Below are 20,623 nucleotides of genomic sequence, written 5' to 3'. Positions count from 1 at the left end.
GTCAGCGGAAGCTGCGGCCCGGATCGTCGTCGCTGACCTCCAGGGTCAGGCCCTGGGAAACGCTGCTCAGGTGCTCGCTGTCGGTTTCCGAGCCCAGCTTGATCATCAGGCGCAGGTCGTTGGAAGAGTCGGCGTGCAGCAGGGCGTCTTCGTAGGTGATTTCACCCTGCACGTAGAGGTTGTACAGCGCCTGGTCGAAGGTCTGCATGCCGAGGTCGGTGGAGCGCTTCATCAGGCCCTTGAGCTCGTGCACTTCGCCCTTGCGGATCAGGTCGGCGGCCAGCGGCGTGTTGATCAGCACTTCGATCACCGCCCGACGGCCCTTGCCATCGGGTGTCGGAATCAGTTGCTGGGCGACGATGGCCTTGAGGTTCAGCGAGAGGTCCATCCACACCTGATTCTGACGGTCGGCGGGGAAAAAGTTGATGATCCGGTCCAGCGCCTGGTTGGCATTGTTGGCGTGCAGCGTGGCCAGGCAGAGGTGGCCGGTCTCGGCGAAGGCCACGGCATAATCCATGGTTTCGCGGGCGCGGATCTCGCCGATCAGGATCACGTCCGGCGCCTGGCGCAGGGTGTTCTTCAGCGCCACTTCGAACGAATCGGTGTCGATGCCGACCTCGCGCTGGGTGACGATGCAGCTCTGATGCTGGTGGATGAACTCGATGGGGTCCTCGATGGAAATGATGTGGCCGCTGGAATTCCTGTTGCGGTGGCCGACCATCGCCGCTAGCGAGGTGGACTTGCCGGTGCCGGTGGCGCCGACGAAGAGCACCAGCCCACGCTTGGTCATGGCCAGGTTCTTGAGGATATCCGGCAGCTTGAGGTCATCGATGGTAGGGATATTGGTTTCGATGCGCCGCAGCACCATGCCGGCCAGGTTGCGCTGGTAGAAGGCACTGACGCGGAAGCGACCGATACCGCGCGCACTGAGGGCGAAGTTGCATTCGTGGTTCTCGGTGAATTCGCGACGCTGCTGCTCGTTCATCACGCCATGCACGGTTTCGCGGGTCATTTCCGGCGACATCGGCGTCTTGCTCACGGGCATGATCTTGCCGTTGACCTTGATCGACGGCGGCACACCGGCGGTAATGAACAGGTCGGAGCCGCCTTTCTCCACCATCAGGCGCAACAGTTTCTCGAATTCCATCGTCGTACTCGCAGTCGTGGCGAAACCGTCTCGGACGGTGGCCAGTAGTTAGAGCCTGTTCAAGGCCTCGCGAGCTAGAGGCATGCAAGGCAAAAACAGGCGAAGAAGCGCAGTTTAGTGGCCTAAATGAGCATTACTCACTTTCGTTCGCCCTTCGGGCCGCGCTGAAGCGCGTTAGCCGCAAGCGGCTTGCTGAGCCTGTTTTTAACGCAGCAGGACCGACGCGTAGCAGGCCTTGGACAGGTTCTCAGAAGTTTTCCGGCTGCTTGGCCTTCTCCTTGGCGCTGTCACGCGAAATGATGCCCTTGGCCAGCAGGCTCTTGAGACAGGAATCGAGCGTCTGCATGCCCAGTGAGCCGCCGGTCTGGATCGAGGAATACATCTGCGCCACCTTGTCCTCGCGGATCAGGTTGCGGATCGCCGGGGTGCCGATCATGATTTCGTGAGCCGCCACGCGCCCGCCACCGACCTTCTTCATCAGGGTCTGGGAAATCACCGCCTGCAAGGATTCGGAGAGCATCGAGCGGACCATGGCCTTTTCCTCGGCGGGGAACACGTCCACCACCCGGTCGATGGTCTTGGCCGCCGAGGTAGTGTGCAGGGTGCCGAATACCAGGTGCCCGGTCTCCGCCGCGGTCAGCGCCAGGCGGATGGTTTCCAGGTCGCGCATCTCGCCGACCAGAATGATGTCCGGGTCCTCGCGCAGGGCCGAACGCAGCGCCTCGGAAAAGCCCAGGGTATCGCGGTGCACTTCGCGCTGGTTGACCAGACACTTCTTCGATTCGTGGACGAATTCGATGGGGTCTTCGATGGTGAGAATGTGCTGGTACTTGGTGTTGTTCAGGTAATCGAGCATGGCTGCGAGGGTCGTGGACTTGCCCGAGCCGGTAGGCCCGGTGACCAGCACCAGCCCGCGCGGCACATCGGTGATCTTGCGGAAGACTTCGCCCATGCCGAGGTCTTCCATGGTCAATACCTTGGACGGAATGGTCCGGAATACCGCTCCCGAGCCACGGTTCTGGTTGAAGGCATTGACCCGGAAACGCGCGACGCCGGGCACCTCGAACGAGAAGTCGGTCTCGAGGAACTCCTCGAAATCCTTGCGCTGCTTGTCGTTCATGATGTCGTAGATCAACGCATGCACCTGCTTGTGGTCCATGGCCGGCAGGTTGATCCGCCGGACATCGCCATCGACGCGAATCATCGGCGGCAAACCGGAAGAAAGGTGCAAATCCGATGCACCCTGCTTGGCACTGAAGGCCAGCAGCTCTGTGATATCCATGGGACTCCCCAATTACAAGCAAGCAGGTAGAATGCCGCGCAGACCCCAAGGCGGCGGCGCAGGTAAATGTCCACGATAGCGAAGAATATTGCAAAGGTCGCAACGCGTATCCGTGAGGCGGCGCAAGCTGCGGGACGCGATCCCGAAACGGTCGGGCTGCTGGCCGTCAGCAAGACGCAACCGGCAGAAGCCATTCGCGAAGCCCACAACGCCGGCCTGAGCGATTTCGGCGAAAACTATCTGCAGGAAGCCCTGGGAAAACAGGCCGAGCTTGCCGACCTCACCCTCACCTGGCATTTCATCGGTCCCATCCAGTCGAACAAGACCCGCGCCATCGCCGAGCATTTCGACTGGGTGCATTCGGTCGATCGCCTGAAGATCGCCCAGCGCCTGTCGGATCAGCGCCCCGCCGAACTGCCGCCGTTGAATATCTGCCTGCAGGTCAACGTCAGTGGCGAGGCCAGCAAGTCCGGCTGCGCCCCGCAGGAGGTCGCGCAACTGGCCCGTGCCATCATGGCACTGCCCAATCTGCGCCTGCGCGGCCTGATGGCCATTCCCGAACCCACCGATGACATCACCGAGCAACACGCCGCCTTCACCCTCGTGCGCCAGTTACAGCACGAACTCGACGCAAAACTGGACACCCTATCCATGGGCATGAGCCAGGACCTTGAAGCCGCCATCGCCGAAGGCGCCACCTGGGTACGCATCGGCACCGCCCTGTTCGGCGCCCGCGCCTACCCATCGCAAACCGCTACGGCAGCGCCCACTCATGACCAAAGGAAATAACAGATGAGCACTCCCCGGATCGCCTTCATCGGCGGCGGCAACATGGCCGCCAGCCTGATCGGCGGGCTACGCGCCCAGGGCACCTCTGCCGCCGCCCTCTGCGCCAGTGATCCCGGCGCGGACAGACGCGCCGCGCTCCTCGCCGAGCATGGCATCAAGACCTTTGCCGACAATGGCCAGGCCGTGAACCATGCCGACGTGGTGGTGCTGGCGGTCAAGCCACAGGTGATGCAAAGCGTCTGTCGCGACCTGGCCGGCTATCTGCAAGCGCACCAGTTGATCGTCTCGATTGCCGCCGGCATCAGCTGCGACAGCCTGCAGAACTGGCTCGGCCCGCAGCCACGGGCCATCGTGCGCTGTATGCCCAACACCCCTTCGCTGCTGCGCCAGGGCGTCAGCGGCCTTTACGCCAACGCTCAGGTCAGCGATGCGCAAAAGCAGCAGGCCGAGCAATTGCTGTCCGCGGTCGGCCTGGCCTTGTGGCTCGATGACGAGCCGCTGATCGATGCCGTCACGGCGGTATCCGGCAGCGGCCCGGCGTATTTCTTCCTGCTGATCGAAGCCATGACCGCCGCCGGCGAACAGCTCGGCCTGCCCCGCGAAACGGCAAGCAGACTGACCCTGCAGACCGCCCTCGGCGCCGCGCGCATGGCCTGCGAAAGCGATGTCGAGGCCGCCGAATTGCGCCGCCGCGTCACCTCGCCGAACGGAACCACCGAAGCGGCAATCAAAGCCTTCCAGGCGGGCGGCTTCGAGGCGCTCGTACAGCGGGCACTGGATGCGGCTGCGCAACGCTCAGCCGAACTCGCCGCACAACTGGGCAACTAAGGAGCCTTCATGTCCCAACTCTCGCAAGCCCTGATCATGATCATCCAGACGCTCGGCAGCCTGTATCTGCTGATCGTGCTGCTGCGTTTCATCCTGCAACTGGTGCGCGCCGACTTCTACAATCCGCTGAGCCAGTTCATCGTCAAGGTGACGCACCCGCTGTTACGCCCCCTGCGCCGGGTGATTCCCAGCATCGGCAGCCTCGATCTGTCCTCGCTGGTGCTGGCGATTATCGTGCAGGTACTGCTGATGGCAGCCGTCCTGATGCTGGCCTATGGCAGCATCGGCAATCCGCTGCAGCTTCTGGTCTGGGCCATCATCGGCATCACCGGGCTGTTCCTGAATATCTTCTTCTATGCCCTGATCATCAGCGTGATCCTGTCCTGGGTCGCACCGGGCAGCCACAACCCCGGCGCGCAACTGATCAACCAGATCACCGAGCCGGCACTGGCGCCCTTCCGCCGCCTGCTGCCCAACCTGGGCGGCCTGGATCTTTCGCCGATCTTCGCTTTTCTGGCAATCAAACTGCTGGAAATGCTGGTGATCAACAACCTGATCATGATGACGAACATGCCCAATATCCTGCGCGCGCTGGTCTGAACGACAGGCTCTCGATCGCCTCTTTGGCTTTGGGGGCAGTTCACAGCGACTCGATTGACCTGCACGGGGCGAGGGGGATAATCACCCCATCGCTTTTCAGGAAACGCTGATCATGGAACGACTCGACCGGCAGGTGGATGCCTACGTCACCTGGAAACGCGACCTGATTCGCGAGATCACCCGCTATCGCAGCTGGCTCGTCCACAACCGCCTCAACTCCAGCGCCGTGGATGCGCGTCTGGAGCGCGCCCTCAAACGGCTGCGTACCGATCACATCACCCTGGCCTTCGTCGGCGAGTTTTCCCGCGGCAAGACCGAACTGATCAACAGCCTGTTCTTCTCCGAATACGGCCAGCGCATCCTGCCTTCGCGTGCCGGCCGCACCACCATGTGTCCGACCGAACTGTTTTTCGATCCACGCACGGAACGCTCCTTCATTCGCCTGCTGCCAATCGAGTCACGCCTGGAAGACACCAGTATCGCCCAGCTCAAGCGCACGCCGCGCTTCTGGCTGAGCCTGCCGCTGAACCTGGACGACCCCGACAGCATGATCGAAGCCTTCAGCCAGGTGGCCGCCATCAAATCGGTGCCGGTGGAGCTGGCCATACAACTCGGCTTTCATCCAGATACGCTGGAAAGCTCCGACACCGCCGACGAGGTGCTGATCCCGGCCTGGCGACATGCCATGGTCAACTTCGACCACCCGCTGCTGCGTCAAGGCCTGCGTATTCTAGACACACCCGGTCTCAACGCACTTGGCAGCGAGCCGGAACTTACGCTGTCGATGCTGCCCAGCGCCCAGGGAGTCATCTTCCTGTTGTCGACCGATACCGGCGTCACCGCCAGCGACATGGACATCTGGCAGCAACACATTCGCCAGCTCGGCGATGGACAGCAGCGCCTGTTCGCCGTCCTCAACAAGATCGACGTACTCTGGGACGACGTAAGCGGTGAGGCCTTCGTAGAGGAGGCCATCGGGCAGATTCGTGCCGGCACAGCACAGCAACTGGGCATCGCCACCGAGGATGTACTGCCGCTGTCGGCCAAGCAGGCCCTGCGCGCCAGGATCCATGGCGACGCCGCGCTGCTGGAGCGCAGCCGGCTGGCGACGCTGGAGCAATTGCTCTGCGAACGCATCCTGGCCAGGAAGGAGCAACTGCTGGAACAGCAGGTGGTACGCGAGGTGCTGGCGTTGCTGCATAACAGCCAGAACATTCTTGAACTGCGCCTGACCAAAGTGCGCGAACAGAGCGAACTGCTCGACAGTCACCGCCAGGACAGCGGCCAGATGCTGCTGGAACTGACCGCCCGCACTCGCCACGACCACAACCAGCACCACAAGCGTCTGCTGCAGCTGAAAACCAATCAGCGCCTGCTGCAGCGCCAGGGCGAACTGCTGCGCGCCACCGTGCGCGCCGAGCGCCTGGAAGAACACCTGGCGCGCCTGCACCGCAGCCTCAGCGGCAGCCTGACCACGCTGGGCATCAACCTCAGCATCCTGCACTTCTTCCGCTCGGTGGAGCAGGATCTGGGTGTACTGGAACAGGAAGCGGCACTGGCCAATAAAATGGTGATCGCCCTCTACAACCGCCACAACGAAGAGAACCCGCTGCAAGGGATCGATGCCCCGCTATTCCGCCTGGCCCCCTACCAGCAGGAACTCAAGGACCTGCAGAACAAGGCCGATCAGTTCCGCCTGCAGCTAAAGACCCTGCTCACCGAACAGCGCACCCTGACCCGACGCTTCTTCGCTACCCTGGTGCAGGAGGTGATCGCCATGCACCAGCGCCTGCGCCAGGAAGCGGAACACTGGGCCGCCGAAGCCCTGATGCCGCTCATGCAGCATTCTCTGGAGCACAAGCAGCAGCTTGAGACGCATATCCTGCGCCTCAAGAGCCTGGCTCAGGATAACCAGCAAAACAGCCAGCGCAGCCGTCAGCTGGCGCACTATGAACTCGAACTGCGGCAACAGCTGACCCAGGCCGGCGAAATGCTGCGCCTGCTGCGACGCCCGGCACCGACTCGACGCCAGGGCAAGGTGGTCAGTATCGTCGCAGGCTGACCCCGGCGTTGCGATTGGGGGTGAATTGAGCAGCGCTAACCTTTAGACTTTGCGGCTTCTTTTCGCAAGAGCCAGGGTCGATGCCCACTGCTATTCCAGCCGATTCCGTTGGCCTGGTGAGTCCGAAGGTCGTGCATTTCGCCGAGCCGCTGGCACTCGCCTGCGGTCGCACGCTGCATGACTACCAGTTGATCTACGAAACCTACGGCGAGCTCAACGCCAGCCGCAGCAATGCCGTGCTGATCTGCCATGCCCTGTCCGGTCATCACCATGCCGCTGGCTACCACAGCATGGAAGACCGCAAGCCGGGCTGGTGGGACGCCTGCATCGGACCCGGCAAGGCCATCGACACCAACCGTTTCTTCGTGGTCAGCCTGAACAACCTCGGTGGCTGCAACGGTTCGACCGGACCGGGCAGCCTCAACCCGCAGACAGGCAAGCCCTACGGCGCGGATTTCCCGGTGGTCACCGTCGAAGACTGGGTCCACAGCCAGGCACGTCTTGCCGATATGCTGGAAATCACCCAATGGGCGGCAGTGGTGGGCGGCAGTCTGGGCGGCATGCAGGCGCTGCAATGGACGATGAGCTATCCCGAGCGCGTCCGCCACTGCATCGCCATCGCTTCGGCGCCCAAGCTTTCAGCGCAGAACATCGCCTTCAATGAAGTGGCGCGCCAGGCGATCCTCTCCGATCCCGAGTTCCACGGCGGGCACTTCCAGGAGCAGGGCGTGATTCCCCGGCGCGGGCTGATGCTGGCGCGCATGGTCGGACATATCACCTACCTGTCCGATGACGCCATGGGCACCAAGTTCGGCCGCGGCCTGAAGAGCGAGAAGCTCAACTACGACTTCAACAGCGTGGAATTCCAGGTCGAAAGCTACCTGCGCTATCAGGGCGAGGAATTCTCCAGCCGCTTCGACGCCAATACCTACCTGCTGATGACCAAGGCGCTGGACTACTTCGACCCGGCAGCCGCCCACGGCGACGACCTGGCGAAAACCTTCGAGGTGGCTCAGGCCAACTTCTGCGTGATCTCCTTCACCACCGACTGGCGCTTCTCGCCGGAACGCTCGCAGGAAATCGTCAACGCGCTGATGGCCGCACGCAAGAACGTCTGCTACCTGGAAGTCGATGCGCCCCAGGGCCACGATGCCTTCCTCATCCCCATCCCGCGCTATCTGCAGGCCTTCAGCAGCTATATGAACCGCATCGTTCTATAAGGAGCCCACCATGCGCGCCGATCTGGACATCATCCAGGAGTGGATCCCCGCCGGCAGCCGGGTGCTCGACCTGGGCTGCGGCAATGGCGAACTGCTGGCCTGGCTGCGCGACCACAAGCAGGTCAGCGGCTATGGCCTGGAAATCGACCCGGACAAGATCGCCGCCTGCGTCGAGAAAGGCGTCAACGTCATCGAGCAGAACCTGGACCTGGGCCTGGGCAACTTCGCCAGCGACAGCTTCGACGTGGTGGTCATGACCCAGTCGCTGCAGGCGCTGCACTACCCGGACAAGGTGCTGGCGGAGATGCTGCGGGTCGGCAAGATCTGCATCATCACCTTCCCCAATTTCGGTCACTGGCGCTGCCGCTGGTACCTGGCCAGCAAGGGTCGCATGCCGGTCTCGGAATTCCTGCCCTACACTTGGTATAACACGCCGAACATCCACTTCTGCACCTTCGAGGATTTCGAGCGACTGTGTCGGGAGCGTGGTGCCCGCGTGCTCGAACGCCTGGCCGTGGACCGCGACCACAAACACGACTGGGCCAGTCGCCTGTGGCCGAACCTGCTCGGCGAAATCGGCATATACCGTGTCACCGGGCCGGGCAGATGACCCGCGTCACTGATGGAGGAAGACCATGAAATTCAGTCTGATCACCCTGCTCACACTGCTGCTGGCAATGCCCGCCTGGGCCGAGCGCAAGCACAGCTTCGGCGAGTACGATATCCACTACATCGCCTTCAACTCCGGCTTCCTGCAACCGGAAATCGCCGCAGCAGCCGGTCTGGTGCGCAGCAAAGCCCAGGGCGTGGTGAATGTTTCGGTACTCAAGGCCGGCAAGCCGTCCGCGGCCCTGGTCAGCGGCACGGTCAAGAACCTGCTGGGCCAGGACCGTCCCCTGACCTTCAGGCAGCTCAAGGAAGGCGAGGATGCCATCTATTACCTGGCGCAGTTCCCCTTCGATGCCGAAACGCTGCGTTTCGCCCTGACCGTGCAGCCCATGGGCGCCGACCCGGTCAGTTTCACGTTCACTCAGGAGTTCTTTCCGGATAAATGATGCCTTTCAGAGAACTGGTGCTGGCCAGCCACAACGCTGGCAAGCTCAAGGAACTCCAGGCCATGCTGGGCGACGCCGTGCACGTGCGCTCGGTGGGCGAATTCAGCGACGTGGAGCCGGAAGAGACTGGCCTGTCGTTCATCGAGAACGCCATCCTCAAGGCCCGCAACGCCGCACGGGTATCCGGCCTGCCAGCGCTGGCCGACGACTCGGGGCTGGCGGTCGATCACCTCGGCGGCGCACCGGGCATCTACTCGGCACGCTATGCCGATGGCCAGGGCGATGCGGCGAACAACGCCAAGCTGCTGGATGTCCTCAGCGGTGTCCCCGACGCCGAGCGCGGCGCGCAATTCGTCTGCGCCCTGGCGCTGGTCAGGCATACCGATGATCCGCTGCCGATCATCTGCGAAGGCCTCTGGCACGGGCGCATCCTGCACGGGCCGCGCGGTGAGCAGGGCTTCGGCTACGACCCGCTGTTCTGGGTGCCCGAGCGCGACTGCTCCAGCGCCGAGCTGCCCCCCACCGACAAGAACCAGCTCAGCCACCGCGCCCGCGCCATGGCGCTGCTCAAGGCTCGGCTGGGGATCGCTTGAAAACCGCTAAAGGCTCAAGGTTGGACGCTGGACGAAAAAGCGACACCCTCGTCCAGCCTCCAGCCTTCAGCGATGACCAGGCACAAGCTATCGAGCTGCCGCCCCTGGCTGCCTACATCCATATCCCCTGGTGCGTGCGCAAGTGCCCGTACTGTGACTTCAATTCCCATGCGGCCGGGCCGCAGCTGCCGGAAGATGAATACGTCGCGGCGCTGCTGGCCGATCTCGACGAGGATTTCGATCAGGTCCAGGGCCGCCGGCTCGGCTCGATCTTCTTCGGCGGCGGCACGCCCAGCCTGTTTTCCGCCCAGGCGCTGGGGCGCATTGTCGAAGGGCTGGAGCGGCGGGTCGGCTTTGCCGACGACATCGAGATCACCCTGGAAGCCAACCCGGGCACCTTCGAGCAGGCGAAATTCCGCGACTACCGCCGCCTCGGGATCAATCGCCTGTCCATCGGCGTGCAGAGCTTCCAGCCGGCCAAACTGAAGGCGCTGGGCCGCATCCACGATGGCGACGAGGCCATTCGCGCCGCCGACATGGCGCGCGCCGCCGGCTTCGACAACTTCAACCTGGACCTGATGCACGGCCTGCCCGGACAAAGCCTGGACGATGCCCTGAGTGACCTGCGCATCGCCATTGCGCAACAACCGACGCACCTGTCCTGGTATCAGCTCACCGTCGAGCCGAACACCGAATTCTGGAACAGGCCACCGCAACTGCCCGAGGACGACACCCTCTGGGACATCCAGGAAGCCGGCCAGGCGCTGCTCGCCGAACAGGGCTACGCCCAGTACGAGACCTCGGCCTACGCACAGCCCGGACGCCAGGCGCGGCACAACCTCAACTACTGGACCTTCGGCGACTTCCTCGGCCTCGGCGCGGGCGCTCACGGCAAGATCAGCCAGCCTGACGGGCGCATCCTGCGTAGCTGGAAAACCCGCCTGCCAAAGGACTATCTCGACCCGGCCAAGCGCTTTCGTGCCGGCGAGAAGTTATTGCAGGCCGAGGAATTGCCCTTCGAATTCCTGATGAATGTGCTGCGCCTCACCGACGGCGTGCCCGCACCGTTGTTCACTCAACGCACCGGCTTGCCGTTGCAGCAGTTGGCCGAAGCGCGCCGCGAAGCCGAAGCCCGCGGCCTGCTGCTTGCCGACCCGCAACGCCTGGTCGCAACACCCAAGGGCCAGCTGTTTCTCAACGATTTGCTACAACTTTTCCTGCCCTGAAGGCTAAGGACCCGCATGGACCTCGTACTCGACCTGATCGCCACCCTGTCGCGCTGGAGCCGCAGCCATCTTTTCGATATCTCCCTGGCGATCATGGCCACGCTGTTCGTGCTGTTCGGGCCGGTGCTCAACGCCTGGGTGCAGAAAAACATCGGCGGGCTGAACTTCATCCTGCGCACCCTGGTGTTCGTGATCTTCTGCGCGGTGGTCTACGGCCTCGGCATCATCTACCTGAGCCCCTGGCTGGCCAAGGGCCTGGCGCAGTTCAACAACTACACCCTGGCGCCGGTATTGCTGCTGGTGCTGTTTATCATCGGGGTCGTTGCCGACCGCAACTAGCAGGCCGTTGAGAAACAGCCTGCCAGCCCTCTAGTTACCACGCCGCAACGCCGCCGGCGAGAAATCCCTGGGGCTGAGCTGCACGCCGAAATCGTACATCGGCTCGTTGTTGTCCAGACCATCGACGAAGTAGTTGCCGTCCCTGAGGTGATACAGGGTTTCCAGCGTGCTGCCGAACATCGGCACTTCGTAGTAGCTGATCGGATGACTTTCCTGCAGGCCGATCAGCTCGGCATCCCGGTCGAACAGGTCCACCGCGAGAATCTGCCAGCTGTCCTCATCGATGTAGAAGCGCCGCATGCCATAGGGATGGTTGAAGCCCTTGCGCAGCGTCGCCTCGACGATCCAGACGCGGTGCTGCTCATAGCGCAGCAGCTCGGGATTGAGCGTGCGCGCACCGACGATCCGGTCGTAGGGAATGCCCTGCTGGTGCACGGCATAGCTGTTATAGGGCACCAGCATCTCGCGCTTGCCCACCAGCTTCCACTCGTAGCGATCCGGCGCGCCATTGAAGGAGTCGACCACGTCGGCGGTGGCCAGCCCGCTGGTGTCCGGCTGCGGCGAGTCGTAGGCCAGCGACGGCAGACGCCGCACGCGCCGGTCGCTCGGGCTGTAACGCCAGGCCTTGCGGACCGACAGCACCTGATCCACGGGGTCCTGCACCACCAGCGCCGTACCGGAGAGCTTCGCCGGCGCAGTCACCCGGTACTTGTAGTACAGCAGGGTATTGTCCAGCCCCTTCTCGTCCATGCCCTCGCGGTTGTAGACGTAGTAGACATGCCGGTCGCGGCGGATCAGGCTGCTCCTGCCGTTGATCACCACCGCCTGGTTGTTGATCATCTGGGTCTGCTCGCCCCTGTAGTGCAGGATGTGATTCCAGATCACCTCCATGCCGTCCTGCGGCAGCGGGAAGGGTATCCCGGCAGCCGCCCCCCGGATGCCATTGCCGTTGGCGATCAGCTCGGCGGAAACGGCGTTGGCGCGGGTTTCGTCATAGATACGCTGTGGCGCCGCGGCACTGCGCCGTGAAGGGAAGACCCGCAGGCTGAAATCCGGGTTGCGCTCCAGCAGCGCCCGCAGCCCCTCGGGCAGCAGGGCGGCATATTGCGCGGCGTTGCTGCCGTCCACGCGGTAGAGCAGCGGATCGGCGGCATACGGGTCCGGGTGATGCATCCCGACCCTGTAACCGGTCGGTGGCTGCACGCCGCCGGTCCAGGCCGGAATGCTGCCGTTGGCACTGCCGGCGCGCTCGGCGCCCAGCGGGGTCAGGTCCTGCCCCAGGCGCGCCGCCTGGGCCTCATCGACCTTTGCCTGGGCCTGGCAGGCACAGGCCGCCAGCAACAGAACTCCAAACTTTCTGAACATCTTTCGCTCCTTTGCAGCGTGACAGGCACGCCACATGTGACAACGCCCTGCCGGCTGGCAGGGCGTTCTTCGAGATGCTGCGGATCATGGAGCGGTGTACTGGCGGATCGATTCAGGCATCGACAGCAGGACGTTGCCGTCAGTCGATGCGCTCGAACTTGAGGTCCCAGACGCCATGACCCAAGCGCTCACCACGGCGCTCGAACTTGGTGGTTGGCCGCTCCTGCGGACGTTCGACGTACTGTCCGCTGACAGCCTGGTTGCGATATCCCGGCGCAGCGTTCATGACGTCGAGCATGTGCTCGGCATAGGCTTCCCAGTCGGTCGCCATATGCAGCACGCCTCCCACCTTCAGCTTGCGCCTTACCAGTTCGGCAAATGCCGGCTGGACGATACGCCGCTTGTGGTGCCGACTCTTGTGCCAGGGATCGGGGAAAAACAGCAGAACCCGGTCCAGACTCGAATCGGCGACACATTCACGCAGCACCTCCAGCGCATCGCAACTGTAGACCCGCACATTCGTCAGGTTTTGTGATACGAGCCCGGAAAGCAGCGCCCCTACACCGGGCGTATGCACTTCCACGCCGATGAAATCCTGATCGGGCGCTGCCGCCGCCATTTCCAGCGTGGAATGCCCCATGCCGAAACCGATCTCGAAGGTACGCGGCGCCTGGCGACCGAACACCTCGTCGAAATCGCGCGGGCCATCGGCCAGCTCCAGGCCGAAGCGCGGCCAGCCCTGGTCCAGTCCACGCTGCTGGCCTTCGGTCATGCGCCCGGCGCGCATCACGAAGCTTTTGATGGTGCGCATACGGCGCTGGCCGTCGGCCGGGGTGGCGATGTCACTCATGAACGAACCTGCAGATAGAAAGAAAAAAGCCGCACGGCACGGTGGCGGTGCGGCATGAACCGACGATCAGCCTTAGCGGATCAGCCCTTCAAGTGGCGACGAAGCACTGGCGTAGAGCTTCTTCGGCATGCGCCCGGCCAGATAGGCCAGACGCCCGGCCTCGATGGCGTATTTCATGGCCTCGGCCATCAGCACCGGCTTCTGCGCATGGGCGATGGCGCTGTTCATCAGCACCGCCTCGCAGCCCAGCTCCATGGCGATGGTCGCATCGGACGCCGTGCCCACGCCGGCATCCACCAGCACCGGCACCGTGGCCTCCTCGAGGATGATGCGCAGGTTGTACGGATTGCAGATGCCCAGGCCGGTGCCGATCAGCCCGGCCAGCGGCATCACAGCGATGCAGCCCATCTCGGCCAGCTGGCGAGCAATGATGGGGTCGTCGCTGGTGTAGACCATGACGTCGAAGCCCTCTTTGACCAGCACTTCGGCAGCCTTGAGAGTTTCGATCACATTGGGGAACAGGGTCTTCTGGTCTGCCAGCACTTCCAGCTTGACCAGCGAACGGCCATCGAGCAGTTCTCGGGCCAGGCGGCAGGTGCGCACCGCGTCCTCGGCGTCATAGCAGCCGGCGGTGTTGGGCAGGATGGTGTAGCGATCCGGTGAAATCACATCCAGCAGATTGGGCTCGCCAGGGTTCTGGCCGATATTGGTACGGCGCACCGCAACGGTAACGATCTCGGCACCCGAGGCCTCGATGGCGTCGCGGGTTTCGTCGAGATCCTTGTATTTGCCGGTGCCCACCAGCAGGCGCGACTGATAGGTGCGACCGGCGAGCGTGAAGGGCTTGTCGTGCGGAACTGGGCTCATGGGGCCATCCTGTTCACGTGATTGAGCGGAAAGTGGGGTCGCCGCGCGGGCGGCGCTCGGTAATGGGCGATGCGACGAGTATTCTCAGCCGCCACCGATGGCATGGACGATTTCCACCTGGTCGCCATCGGCCAGCAGGGTCGTCGCATGCTGGCTGCGCGGTACGATATCGCGATTGAGCTCGACGGCCAGCCGGCGCCCCGTCAGTTCCAGGCGCTGCAGCAGATCGGCCACCGACTGACCGTCAGGGAGCGCGTAGCCTTCGCCGTTCAACTGAATATGCATAGTGCTCGCCACCATTGCCAAGGGGGTCCGCATTCTAGCCTGATCGCCCCGGGCCACCCAAACCATTCATCAACAGGTCAGACGCGAAGCTTCCAGCCTGCCAGCAGCAGACAGAGCCAACCCACCAGAAAAGCCGTGCCGCCCACGGGCGTGATGATCCCCAGCTTGCCGATAGCCGTCAGCGTGAGCAGATACAGGCTGCCGGAAAACAGCAGCACGCCCAGCACGAACAAGGCACCTGCCGCCACCAGCAGCCGACTCGGCGCACGCAACGCCAGCAGGGCGACGCCAAACAGCGCCAGCGCATGAATCAGCTGGTAATGCACGGCGGTTTGAAACACCGCCAGATAATCGGTACTCAGGTGGTACTTCAGGCCATGGGCGGCGAAGGCGCCGAGGGCAACGCCGGTCAGCCCGAAAAAGGCCGCCAGCACAAGAAAGGGACGAATCATCAGGGCATCCGGTCAGGTAGTTCAAGCGTGGCTATAATGCCCGCTCGATTCGACCGCCACCATGCCCATGCTCCGAACCCTGCTGCTGCGCCTCACCAAACTGCTGCTCTGGCTGGCTGTGCTTTCCGTGCTGCTGGTGCTGGCGCTGCGCTGGGTGCCACCGCCCTTCACCGCCCTGATGATCGAGCGCAAGCTGGAGTCCTGGAGCAGTGGGGAACCCATCGACCTGCAACGCAGCTGGCGCCCCTGGGCCGAGCTGCCGGACGATCTGAAAATGGCCGTCATCGCCGCCGAGGACCAGAAATTCGCCGAGCACTGGGGCTTCGACATCGCGGCCATTCGCGCCGCGCTGAGCCACAACGAGCGCGGCGGATCGCTGCGTGGCGCCAGCACCCTGAGCCAGCAGGTCGCCAAGAACCTGTTCCTCTGGTCCGGGCGCAGCTGGGTGCGCAAGGGGCTGGAAGCCTGGTTCACCGGCTGGATCGAACTGCTGTGGCCCAAGCAGCGCATTCTCGAGGTCTACCTGAACAGTGTCGAATGGGGTAGCGGCGTCTTCGGCGCCGAGGCGGCGGCGCAGCACCATTTCGGCGCTGGCGCACCCTATCTGTCGGCACGCCAGGCCAGCCAGCTGGCAGCGGTGCTGCCCAACCCGCGCGCCTGGAACGCCGGCCAGCCCAGCGCATACGTGAACGATCGCGCCGCCTGGATACGCCAGCAAATACGACAACTCGGTGGTAACGGTTACCTGAGCGGCATGCGAGAATAGCCGGGCAGACAGAAAGACCCTCCAGGGCGCTTGCCAAATGGCATTACCGGATAGATAGTCGCCCAGCCTGCCATCGTATAGCCACTATCCGATGATCGACACGGAACACCGGCGCAATGTCCTTTTCGCGCTGCGAGCCCCCCCTTGTAGTACTTGGTGAATCCAATAGATGAATACGCAACTGCGCAGGCTCTGCCTGACCTATCTGGTTCTGGCGATTTTCTGGGTCCTGCTTGGCGAGGCTCTGCTGCAGTGGCTTACTGACAGCCCCCAACCGGTTTCCCTGCTGCAGGTGGGCAAGGGGTTGGCCTTCGTCATTTTCAGCGCCCTGCTGATGTTCATCCTCGGTCGTTACTACCTCGCGCACCTGGACAGGCAGCAGCAAGAGCAGCGAATCGCTCGGAACAGCCTGCGCCAGGCCGAGGCCGTTTTCGACAGCACCCAGGAAGGTGTCCTGATCAGCGACGCCCAGCAGCGCATCGTGCATGTGAACCCCGCCTTCAGCCGCATTACCGGCTACGCTCTGGAGGAAGTCCTGGGCCAGACGCCCAGGATGTTCGCCTCGGGCAAGCATGACGCCGGTTTCTACAGCCAGATGTGGCAGGACCTGCAAGGCAAGGGCATGTGGAGCGGCGAGATCTGGAACCGCCGTAAAAGCGGCGAGGTGTATGCGCAGTGGCAGAACCTGCGCAGCATTTGCGACGAGAACGGCAACGTCACGCACTATGTGGCGGTTTTTTCGGATTTGTCCGCGCTCAAGCGCTCGCGCGAAGAGTTGGACTATCTCGCCCACTACGATCCCCTGGTCGCCCTGCCCAACCGCCTGCTGTTCAGTGAGCGGGCCAAGCTCGATCTGGAGCGGGCCAGACTGGACAGGCGTTGCGGCGCCCTGCTGATGATCGATCTCGATCATTTCAAGGACATCAACGAAAGCCTGGGGCACAGCCAGGGTGACGCCCTGTTGCTGGGCGTGGCCAAGCGTCTTGGCATGCACCTTGAGAAAGGCATGACACTGGCCCGCCTGGGTGGTGACGAATTCGCCCTGCTCTGCGAGCAATGCAACGCCGGCCAGGCGGCTGCGCTGGCGCTACGCCTGCTCGACAGCCTCGCCCTGCCCTTTCAGTTGGGCAGCAACGAACTCTTCATCACCGCCAGCATCGGCATCGTGCTCTATCCCAGCGACATCGAGAATGTCGAGCAACTGATGCGCAACGCCGACTCGGCGCTGTTCAAGGCCAAGGGCAGCGGTCGCTCGACCTATGCCTTCTATACTCAGGAGCTGACCAGCCAGGCCCAGCAGCGCGTCGAACTGTCCAGCGCACTGCGTCAGGCGCTCGAACAGAACCAGCTGCACCTGCATTACCAATCGATCCATGATCTGCGCGACGAACGCATCATCGGCTTCGAGGCGCTGGTGCGCTGGCGTCACCCGGAACAGGGGCTGATTACGCCAGCCATGTTCATTCCCATCGCCGAGGAAAACGGCCTGATCACCGCCATTGACCGCTGGGTGCTCGCGCGTGCCTGCAAGCAGATGCGCAGCTGGCTCGACAGCGGCCTTACGCTGGATTTCATCGCGGTGAACATTTCCAGCCGCCTGTTCAGTCATGGCGAACTGGACATTCTCGTCACCGACGCCCTTGCCGAGAGCGGTCTGGACGCAGGCCACCTGGAATTGGAAGTCACCGAAAGCGCCATCATGCAGGACCCCGACGCTGCCATGGCGCAACTCGGGCGCCTGCGCGCTCTGGGCGTGCGCCTGGCCATCGACGATTTCGGTACTGGCCACTCCTCGCTGTTGCGGCTCAAACGCATGAATGTTCACAAACTGAAGATCGACCAGGGCTTCGTCAAGGGTCTGCCCGGCAGCCGTGAAGATGCGGCCATCACCCGCTCGGTCATTGCCCTGGCGCACAATCTCGACCTGCGAGTCGTCGCAGAAGGCATCGAAACCCCCGAGCAGGCAGACTTTCTCCTTGCCCATGGCTGCGACTATGGGCAAGGCTACGGCTTTGCACGCCCACAGGAAGCCGCGAAGATCGACTGGCAGGCATCCCTGAGCCGCGCCCCCCAATCCAACGGTGCATAATGGCGACACGCACACAGGCTTGAAGCGCCCTGTAGCCCTTATCCACTCTCGTCACAGAACGCAGCAGCGATAGCATGAGCGAAACCGCAACCGGATACAGCGTTTCCCCCGGCAGGATCCGGCAATTTTTCAACTGGCGAAACAGCGTTGCCTGGCTGGTTCTGGTATTCACGCTGCTGGTCCAACTGGTGATCCTGCAACAACTGCGCGACCATGAAACGCGCGCGGCCATTACGCAATTCGAGTTCCTGGTGGAAAAGACCACCGAAGCCATCGGCAAGCGCCTGATCGATCACGAACAGATCCTCTATGGCGCCGCCGGGCTGTTCGACGCCAGCGGCGGTGTTTCACGCGAGCAGTGGCGCCGGTACAACGAACGCCTGCAACTGGCAGAGCGCTATCCCGGTATTCAGGGCGTCGGTTTCGCCCAGGCGGTGCCACCGCAGCAGCGCATGGCCCACATCCAGGCGGTGCGTGAAGAGGGCTTCGCCGACTACGACATCCACCCTGCCGGGGATCGTCCGCTCTACATTCCCATCGTCTATCTCGAACCCTTCGCTGACCGCAACCTCGCCGCATTCGGTTATGACATGTTTTCCGAACCGGTACGCCATCAGGCCATGTTAGCGGCAGCCGAAACCGGGCAGCCGCGCCTGACCGGCAAGACCAGGCTGCGCCAGGAAACTCACGGCGAGGTGCAAGCCGGGGTGCTGATGTATGTGCCGGTGTACCGCCTGGGTGAGCCTCTCGACTCGGCACAGCAGCGGATGCAGGCACTGCAGGGTTTCGTCTACAGCCCCTACCGGGTAGGCGATCTGATGCGCGGGATTCTCGGCGCCGCCGACCCCACGCTCAGCCTGCGCATCTATGCCGGCCCCCATGAAGACGGCGGTCAGCTCATCTTTGCCAGCCGCGAACAGCCCAGCGCACAAACCCCGCGCTACAGCAAGACACTGCGTCTGGAGTTGTATGGACAAACCTGGACCCTGCACCTGGAAAGCCTGCCGGAGTTCGATGCCTTCTTTCACAACAACGATGCCCTGGTGATCGGCCTTGGCCTCGGCCTGAGCCTGCTGCTGTTCTTCCTGACGTCCTCGCTGTCGCTGCGTCGCAGCCGCGCCGAAGCCCTGGCGCAACAAATGACCGAGCGTATCCGTGAGAACAAACGCGCCTTGCAGCTGAGCGAAGAGCGCTTGAGCCTGGCGCTCAAAGGCAGCAACGACGGCTTCTGGGACCTCAATCTCGATGCCGGTACTCTCTATGCCTCCCCTCGCGCCTGGCACATACTCGGCTATCGCCCCGGAGAGCTATCGTCGGACCTGAAACTCTGGGAACGCGTCCTGGCAGCTGACGATCTGCCCGATGCCAAGGCCCGGCTGGCGCAGACCATGCTGTCGAAGGTCGATCACTTCACCACCGAGCTGCGCTTCCAGCACAAGAACGGCAAGATCGTCCCCATGCTGGTGCGTGGTTATATCCAGCGTGACCACAACGGCCAGGCGCTGCGCATCAGCGGCACCAGCATGGACCTGACCGAACACAAACGCATCGAGCAGATGAAGAACGAGTTCGTCTCCACCGTGAGCCACGAACTACGCACGCCCCTGACTTCCATCAGCGGCGCGCTGGGCCTGGTCACCGGCGGCGCGCTGGGCGCCATCCCGGCGGCCATGCAGCAGATGCTGGAAATCGCCCACCGCAACAGCCTGCGCCTGGGCCACCTGATCAACGACCTGCTGGACATGGAGAAGATCGCCGCCGGCAAGATGACCTTCGACATGCGCGAACACTCGCTCAAGCGCCTTCTGGAAGAAGCCCTGACCAGCAACCAGGCCTTTGCCACTCACCTGGGCGTGAACTGCGTGTTGCGCACACCGCCCGAGGTGCAGGTCTGGGTCGATGCCATGCGCCTGCAGCAGGTACTCAGCAATTTCATCTCGAACGCCATCAAATACACGCCTGAAGGCGGTGAGGTGACGCTGCACTGCAACCTTGTCGAGGACCATGTACGCATCAACGTCAGCGACCAGGGCCCCGGTATTCCACAAGATTTCCAAAGCCGCGTCTTCGAGAAGTTCGCCCAGGCGGATGCCTCCGACAGCCGGCAGAAAGGCGGCAGCGGTCTGGGGTTGGCAATCTCCAAGGAGTTCATCGAACGCATGGGGGGCCGGGTCGGTTTCGACAGCAGCGAAGATCGGGGAACAACCTTCTGGTGCGAACTTCCGCTACTCGAATCCCAGAGCGCTCCTGTATCCGAGCCCAATGTGCTGCGCCTGTTGGTGGTCGAGGATGAACCCGACACCGGACGCCTGCTGCTGTTGATGCTGCGTGACGCCGGCTATGCGGTCGATCGTGTGCAGAGCCTGCATGCGGCCCGCGAAAAACTCGCCAGCACTCGCTACGAAGCCATGACCCTCGACATGCATCTGCCTGACGGCAGCGGGCGCGAGCTGATCGACGAGGTCCGAGGCAATCCCGAGACGCGGGAGCTGCCGATCATCGTGGTATCCGCTGCCAGCCATTTCGAGCGACGTGAGCAGGGTGCCGGCATTACCTGGCTGCACAAACCCATCAGCGCGGCGCAGCTGCTGATCGCACTCACCGACGCCCTGGCCTTTCGCGGGCAATAAACAAGCCCGATAGTGCATTGCACAAGGGCGTGGCATCCTCGAAACCCGGATTAGGGCCTGTTAACACATCTTCAGTCCGTCAACTATTAGCGCGAAGTTGATGAATCCGATGAACATCACATCAAGCTTCTCGAAGCGAGAGAATATACGCCGAAACCCCTTCAAGCGCCGGAATAGA

General features: G+C 63.0%; 20 protein-coding genes and 1 pseudogene. 13 read left to right on the top strand and 8 right to left on the bottom strand.

The features are described from left to right. Position 1 precedes the first annotated feature (1 nt). Together G7020_RS21415 and G7020_RS21410 are read right to left on the bottom strand one after the other, a co-directional pair. Positions 2-1,147, bottom strand: coding sequence for a PilT/PilU family type 4a pilus ATPase (locus G7020_RS21415; protein ID WP_181086987.1), 1,146 nt, complete (start codon positions 1,145-1,147; stop codon positions 2-4). Positions 1,148-1,394: 247 nt separating this feature from the next. Then, entirely contained in the window at positions 1,395-2,429 is a 1,035-nt protein-coding gene (locus G7020_RS21410; RefSeq protein WP_181086986.1) for a type IV pilus twitching motility protein PilT, read from the bottom strand. 66 nt (positions 2,430-2,495) lie between these two features. Here G7020_RS21410 and G7020_RS21405 point away from each other — a divergent pair, with 66 nt between their 5' ends. The 10 genes from G7020_RS21405 (at position 2,496) to G7020_RS21360 (ending at position 11,141) form a co-directional block, all read left to right on the top strand. Next, positions 2,496-3,218, top strand: a complete 723-nt coding sequence (locus G7020_RS21405) for a YggS family pyridoxal phosphate-dependent enzyme (RefSeq protein WP_181086985.1) — start codon at positions 2,496-2,498, stop codon at positions 3,216-3,218. A gap of 3 nt (positions 3,219-3,221) precedes the next feature. Further along, positions 3,222-4,046 carry a pyrroline-5-carboxylate reductase gene (proC, locus tag G7020_RS21400; RefSeq protein ID WP_181086984.1) on the top strand — a complete coding sequence of 275 codons (825 nt, stop codon included), beginning with the start codon at positions 3,222-3,224 and terminating at the stop codon, positions 4,044-4,046. A 9-nt stretch (positions 4,047-4,055) separates the two neighbouring features. Then, positions 4,056-4,646 carry a YggT family protein gene (locus tag G7020_RS21395; RefSeq protein ID WP_181086983.1) on the top strand — a complete coding sequence of 197 codons (591 nt, stop codon included), beginning with the start codon at positions 4,056-4,058 and terminating at the stop codon, positions 4,644-4,646. A gap of 106 nt (positions 4,647-4,752) precedes the next feature. After that, positions 4,753-6,708, top strand: coding sequence for a dynamin-like GTPase family protein (locus G7020_RS21390; protein WP_181086998.1), 1,956 nt, complete (start codon positions 4,753-4,755; stop codon positions 6,706-6,708). Between the two features lie 80 nt (positions 6,709-6,788). After that, positions 6,789-7,928 carry a homoserine O-succinyltransferase MetX gene (metX, locus tag G7020_RS21385; protein WP_181086982.1) on the top strand — a complete coding sequence of 380 codons (1,140 nt, stop codon included), beginning with the start codon at positions 6,789-6,791 and terminating at the stop codon, positions 7,926-7,928. Positions 7,929-7,938: 10 nt separating this feature from the next. Then, positions 7,939-8,538 (top strand): methionine biosynthesis protein MetW, encoded by a 600-nt coding sequence (metW, locus tag G7020_RS21380; protein ID WP_181086981.1) that lies wholly within the window; start codon positions 7,939-7,941, stop codon positions 8,536-8,538. Positions 8,539-8,563: 25 nt separating this feature from the next. Continuing rightward, on the top strand, positions 8,564-8,983 hold the full coding sequence (locus G7020_RS21375) for a DUF4426 domain-containing protein (RefSeq protein WP_181086980.1): 420 nt from the start codon (positions 8,564-8,566) through the stop codon (positions 8,981-8,983). Next, positions 8,980-9,576: an RdgB/HAM1 family non-canonical purine NTP pyrophosphatase gene (gene rdgB, locus G7020_RS21370; RefSeq protein WP_181086979.1), complete on the top strand. Its 597-nt coding sequence runs from the start codon at positions 8,980-8,982 to the stop codon at positions 9,574-9,576. Before G7020_RS21375 ends, rdgB begins: the two co-directional genes overlap by 4 nt. Positions 9,577-9,665: 89 nt before the next feature. After that, the gene (gene hemW, locus G7020_RS21365; protein WP_181086997.1) at positions 9,666-10,802 is read left to right on the top strand and encodes a radical SAM family heme chaperone HemW; all 1,137 of its coding nucleotides are present in this window, start codon (positions 9,666-9,668) and stop codon (positions 10,800-10,802) included. 15 nt (positions 10,803-10,817) lie between these two features. After that, complete coding sequence (locus G7020_RS21360) at positions 10,818-11,141, top strand: DUF3392 domain-containing protein (protein WP_181086978.1); 324 nt, start codon at positions 10,818-10,820, stop codon at positions 11,139-11,141. 30 nt (positions 11,142-11,171) lie between these two features. Here the strand turns inward: G7020_RS21360 and G7020_RS21355 are convergent, their stop codons facing one another. The 5 genes from G7020_RS21355 to G7020_RS21335 form a co-directional block, all read right to left on the bottom strand. Further along, positions 11,172-12,506, bottom strand: coding sequence for a DUF1329 domain-containing protein (locus G7020_RS21355; protein ID WP_181086977.1), 1,335 nt, complete (start codon positions 12,504-12,506; stop codon positions 11,172-11,174). A 139-nt stretch (positions 12,507-12,645) separates the two neighbouring features. Beyond that, positions 12,646-13,356, bottom strand: coding sequence for a tRNA (guanosine(46)-N7)-methyltransferase TrmB (trmB, locus tag G7020_RS21350; protein ID WP_181086976.1), 711 nt, complete (start codon positions 13,354-13,356; stop codon positions 12,646-12,648). A 72-nt stretch (positions 13,357-13,428) separates the two neighbouring features. Next, complete coding sequence (locus tag G7020_RS21345; protein ID WP_181086975.1) at positions 13,429-14,223, bottom strand: thiazole synthase; 795 nt, start codon at positions 14,221-14,223, stop codon at positions 13,429-13,431. An 84-nt stretch (positions 14,224-14,307) separates the two neighbouring features. After that, a complete protein-coding gene (thiS, locus tag G7020_RS21340; RefSeq protein WP_181086974.1) occupies positions 14,308-14,508 on the bottom strand; it encodes a sulfur carrier protein ThiS in 201 nt (66 codons plus the stop codon). A 77-nt stretch (positions 14,509-14,585) separates the two neighbouring features. Then, entirely contained in the window at positions 14,586-14,960 is a 375-nt protein-coding gene (locus G7020_RS21335) for a DUF423 domain-containing protein (RefSeq protein WP_181086973.1), read from the bottom strand. Between the two features lie 67 nt (positions 14,961-15,027). On the opposite strand from G7020_RS21335, the gene mtgA reads away from it, so the two are divergent. The 3 genes from mtgA to G7020_RS21320 all read left to right on the top strand — a co-directional run bounded on the left by mtgA (position 15,028) and on the right by G7020_RS21320 (position 20,445). After that, positions 15,028-15,726: a monofunctional biosynthetic peptidoglycan transglycosylase gene (gene mtgA, locus G7020_RS21330; RefSeq protein WP_181086996.1), complete on the top strand. Its 699-nt coding sequence runs from the start codon at positions 15,028-15,030 to the stop codon at positions 15,724-15,726. A 169-nt stretch (positions 15,727-15,895) separates the two neighbouring features. Then, positions 15,896-17,815: a phosphodiesterase DibA gene (gene dibA, locus G7020_RS21325; protein ID WP_181086972.1), complete on the top strand. Its 1,920-nt coding sequence runs from the start codon at positions 15,896-15,898 to the stop codon at positions 17,813-17,815. 74 nt (positions 17,816-17,889) lie between these two features. Then, positions 17,890-20,445, top strand: a complete 2,556-nt coding sequence (locus G7020_RS21320; protein WP_181086971.1) for a hybrid sensor histidine kinase/response regulator — start codon at positions 17,890-17,892, stop codon at positions 20,443-20,445. A gap of 60 nt (positions 20,446-20,505) precedes the next feature. Here G7020_RS21320 and G7020_RS21315 read toward each other — a convergent pair. Beyond that, positions 20,506-20,623, bottom strand: a pseudogene (locus G7020_RS21315) (IS5/IS1182 family transposase); the annotation flags it as partial.

It is taken from the genome of Stutzerimonas stutzeri (assembly GCF_013522825.1).
Taxonomy (GTDB): domain Bacteria; phylum Pseudomonadota; class Gammaproteobacteria; order Pseudomonadales; family Pseudomonadaceae; genus Stutzerimonas; species Stutzerimonas stutzeri_AK.
This window is presented reverse-complemented; position numbering and strand designations above follow the sequence as displayed.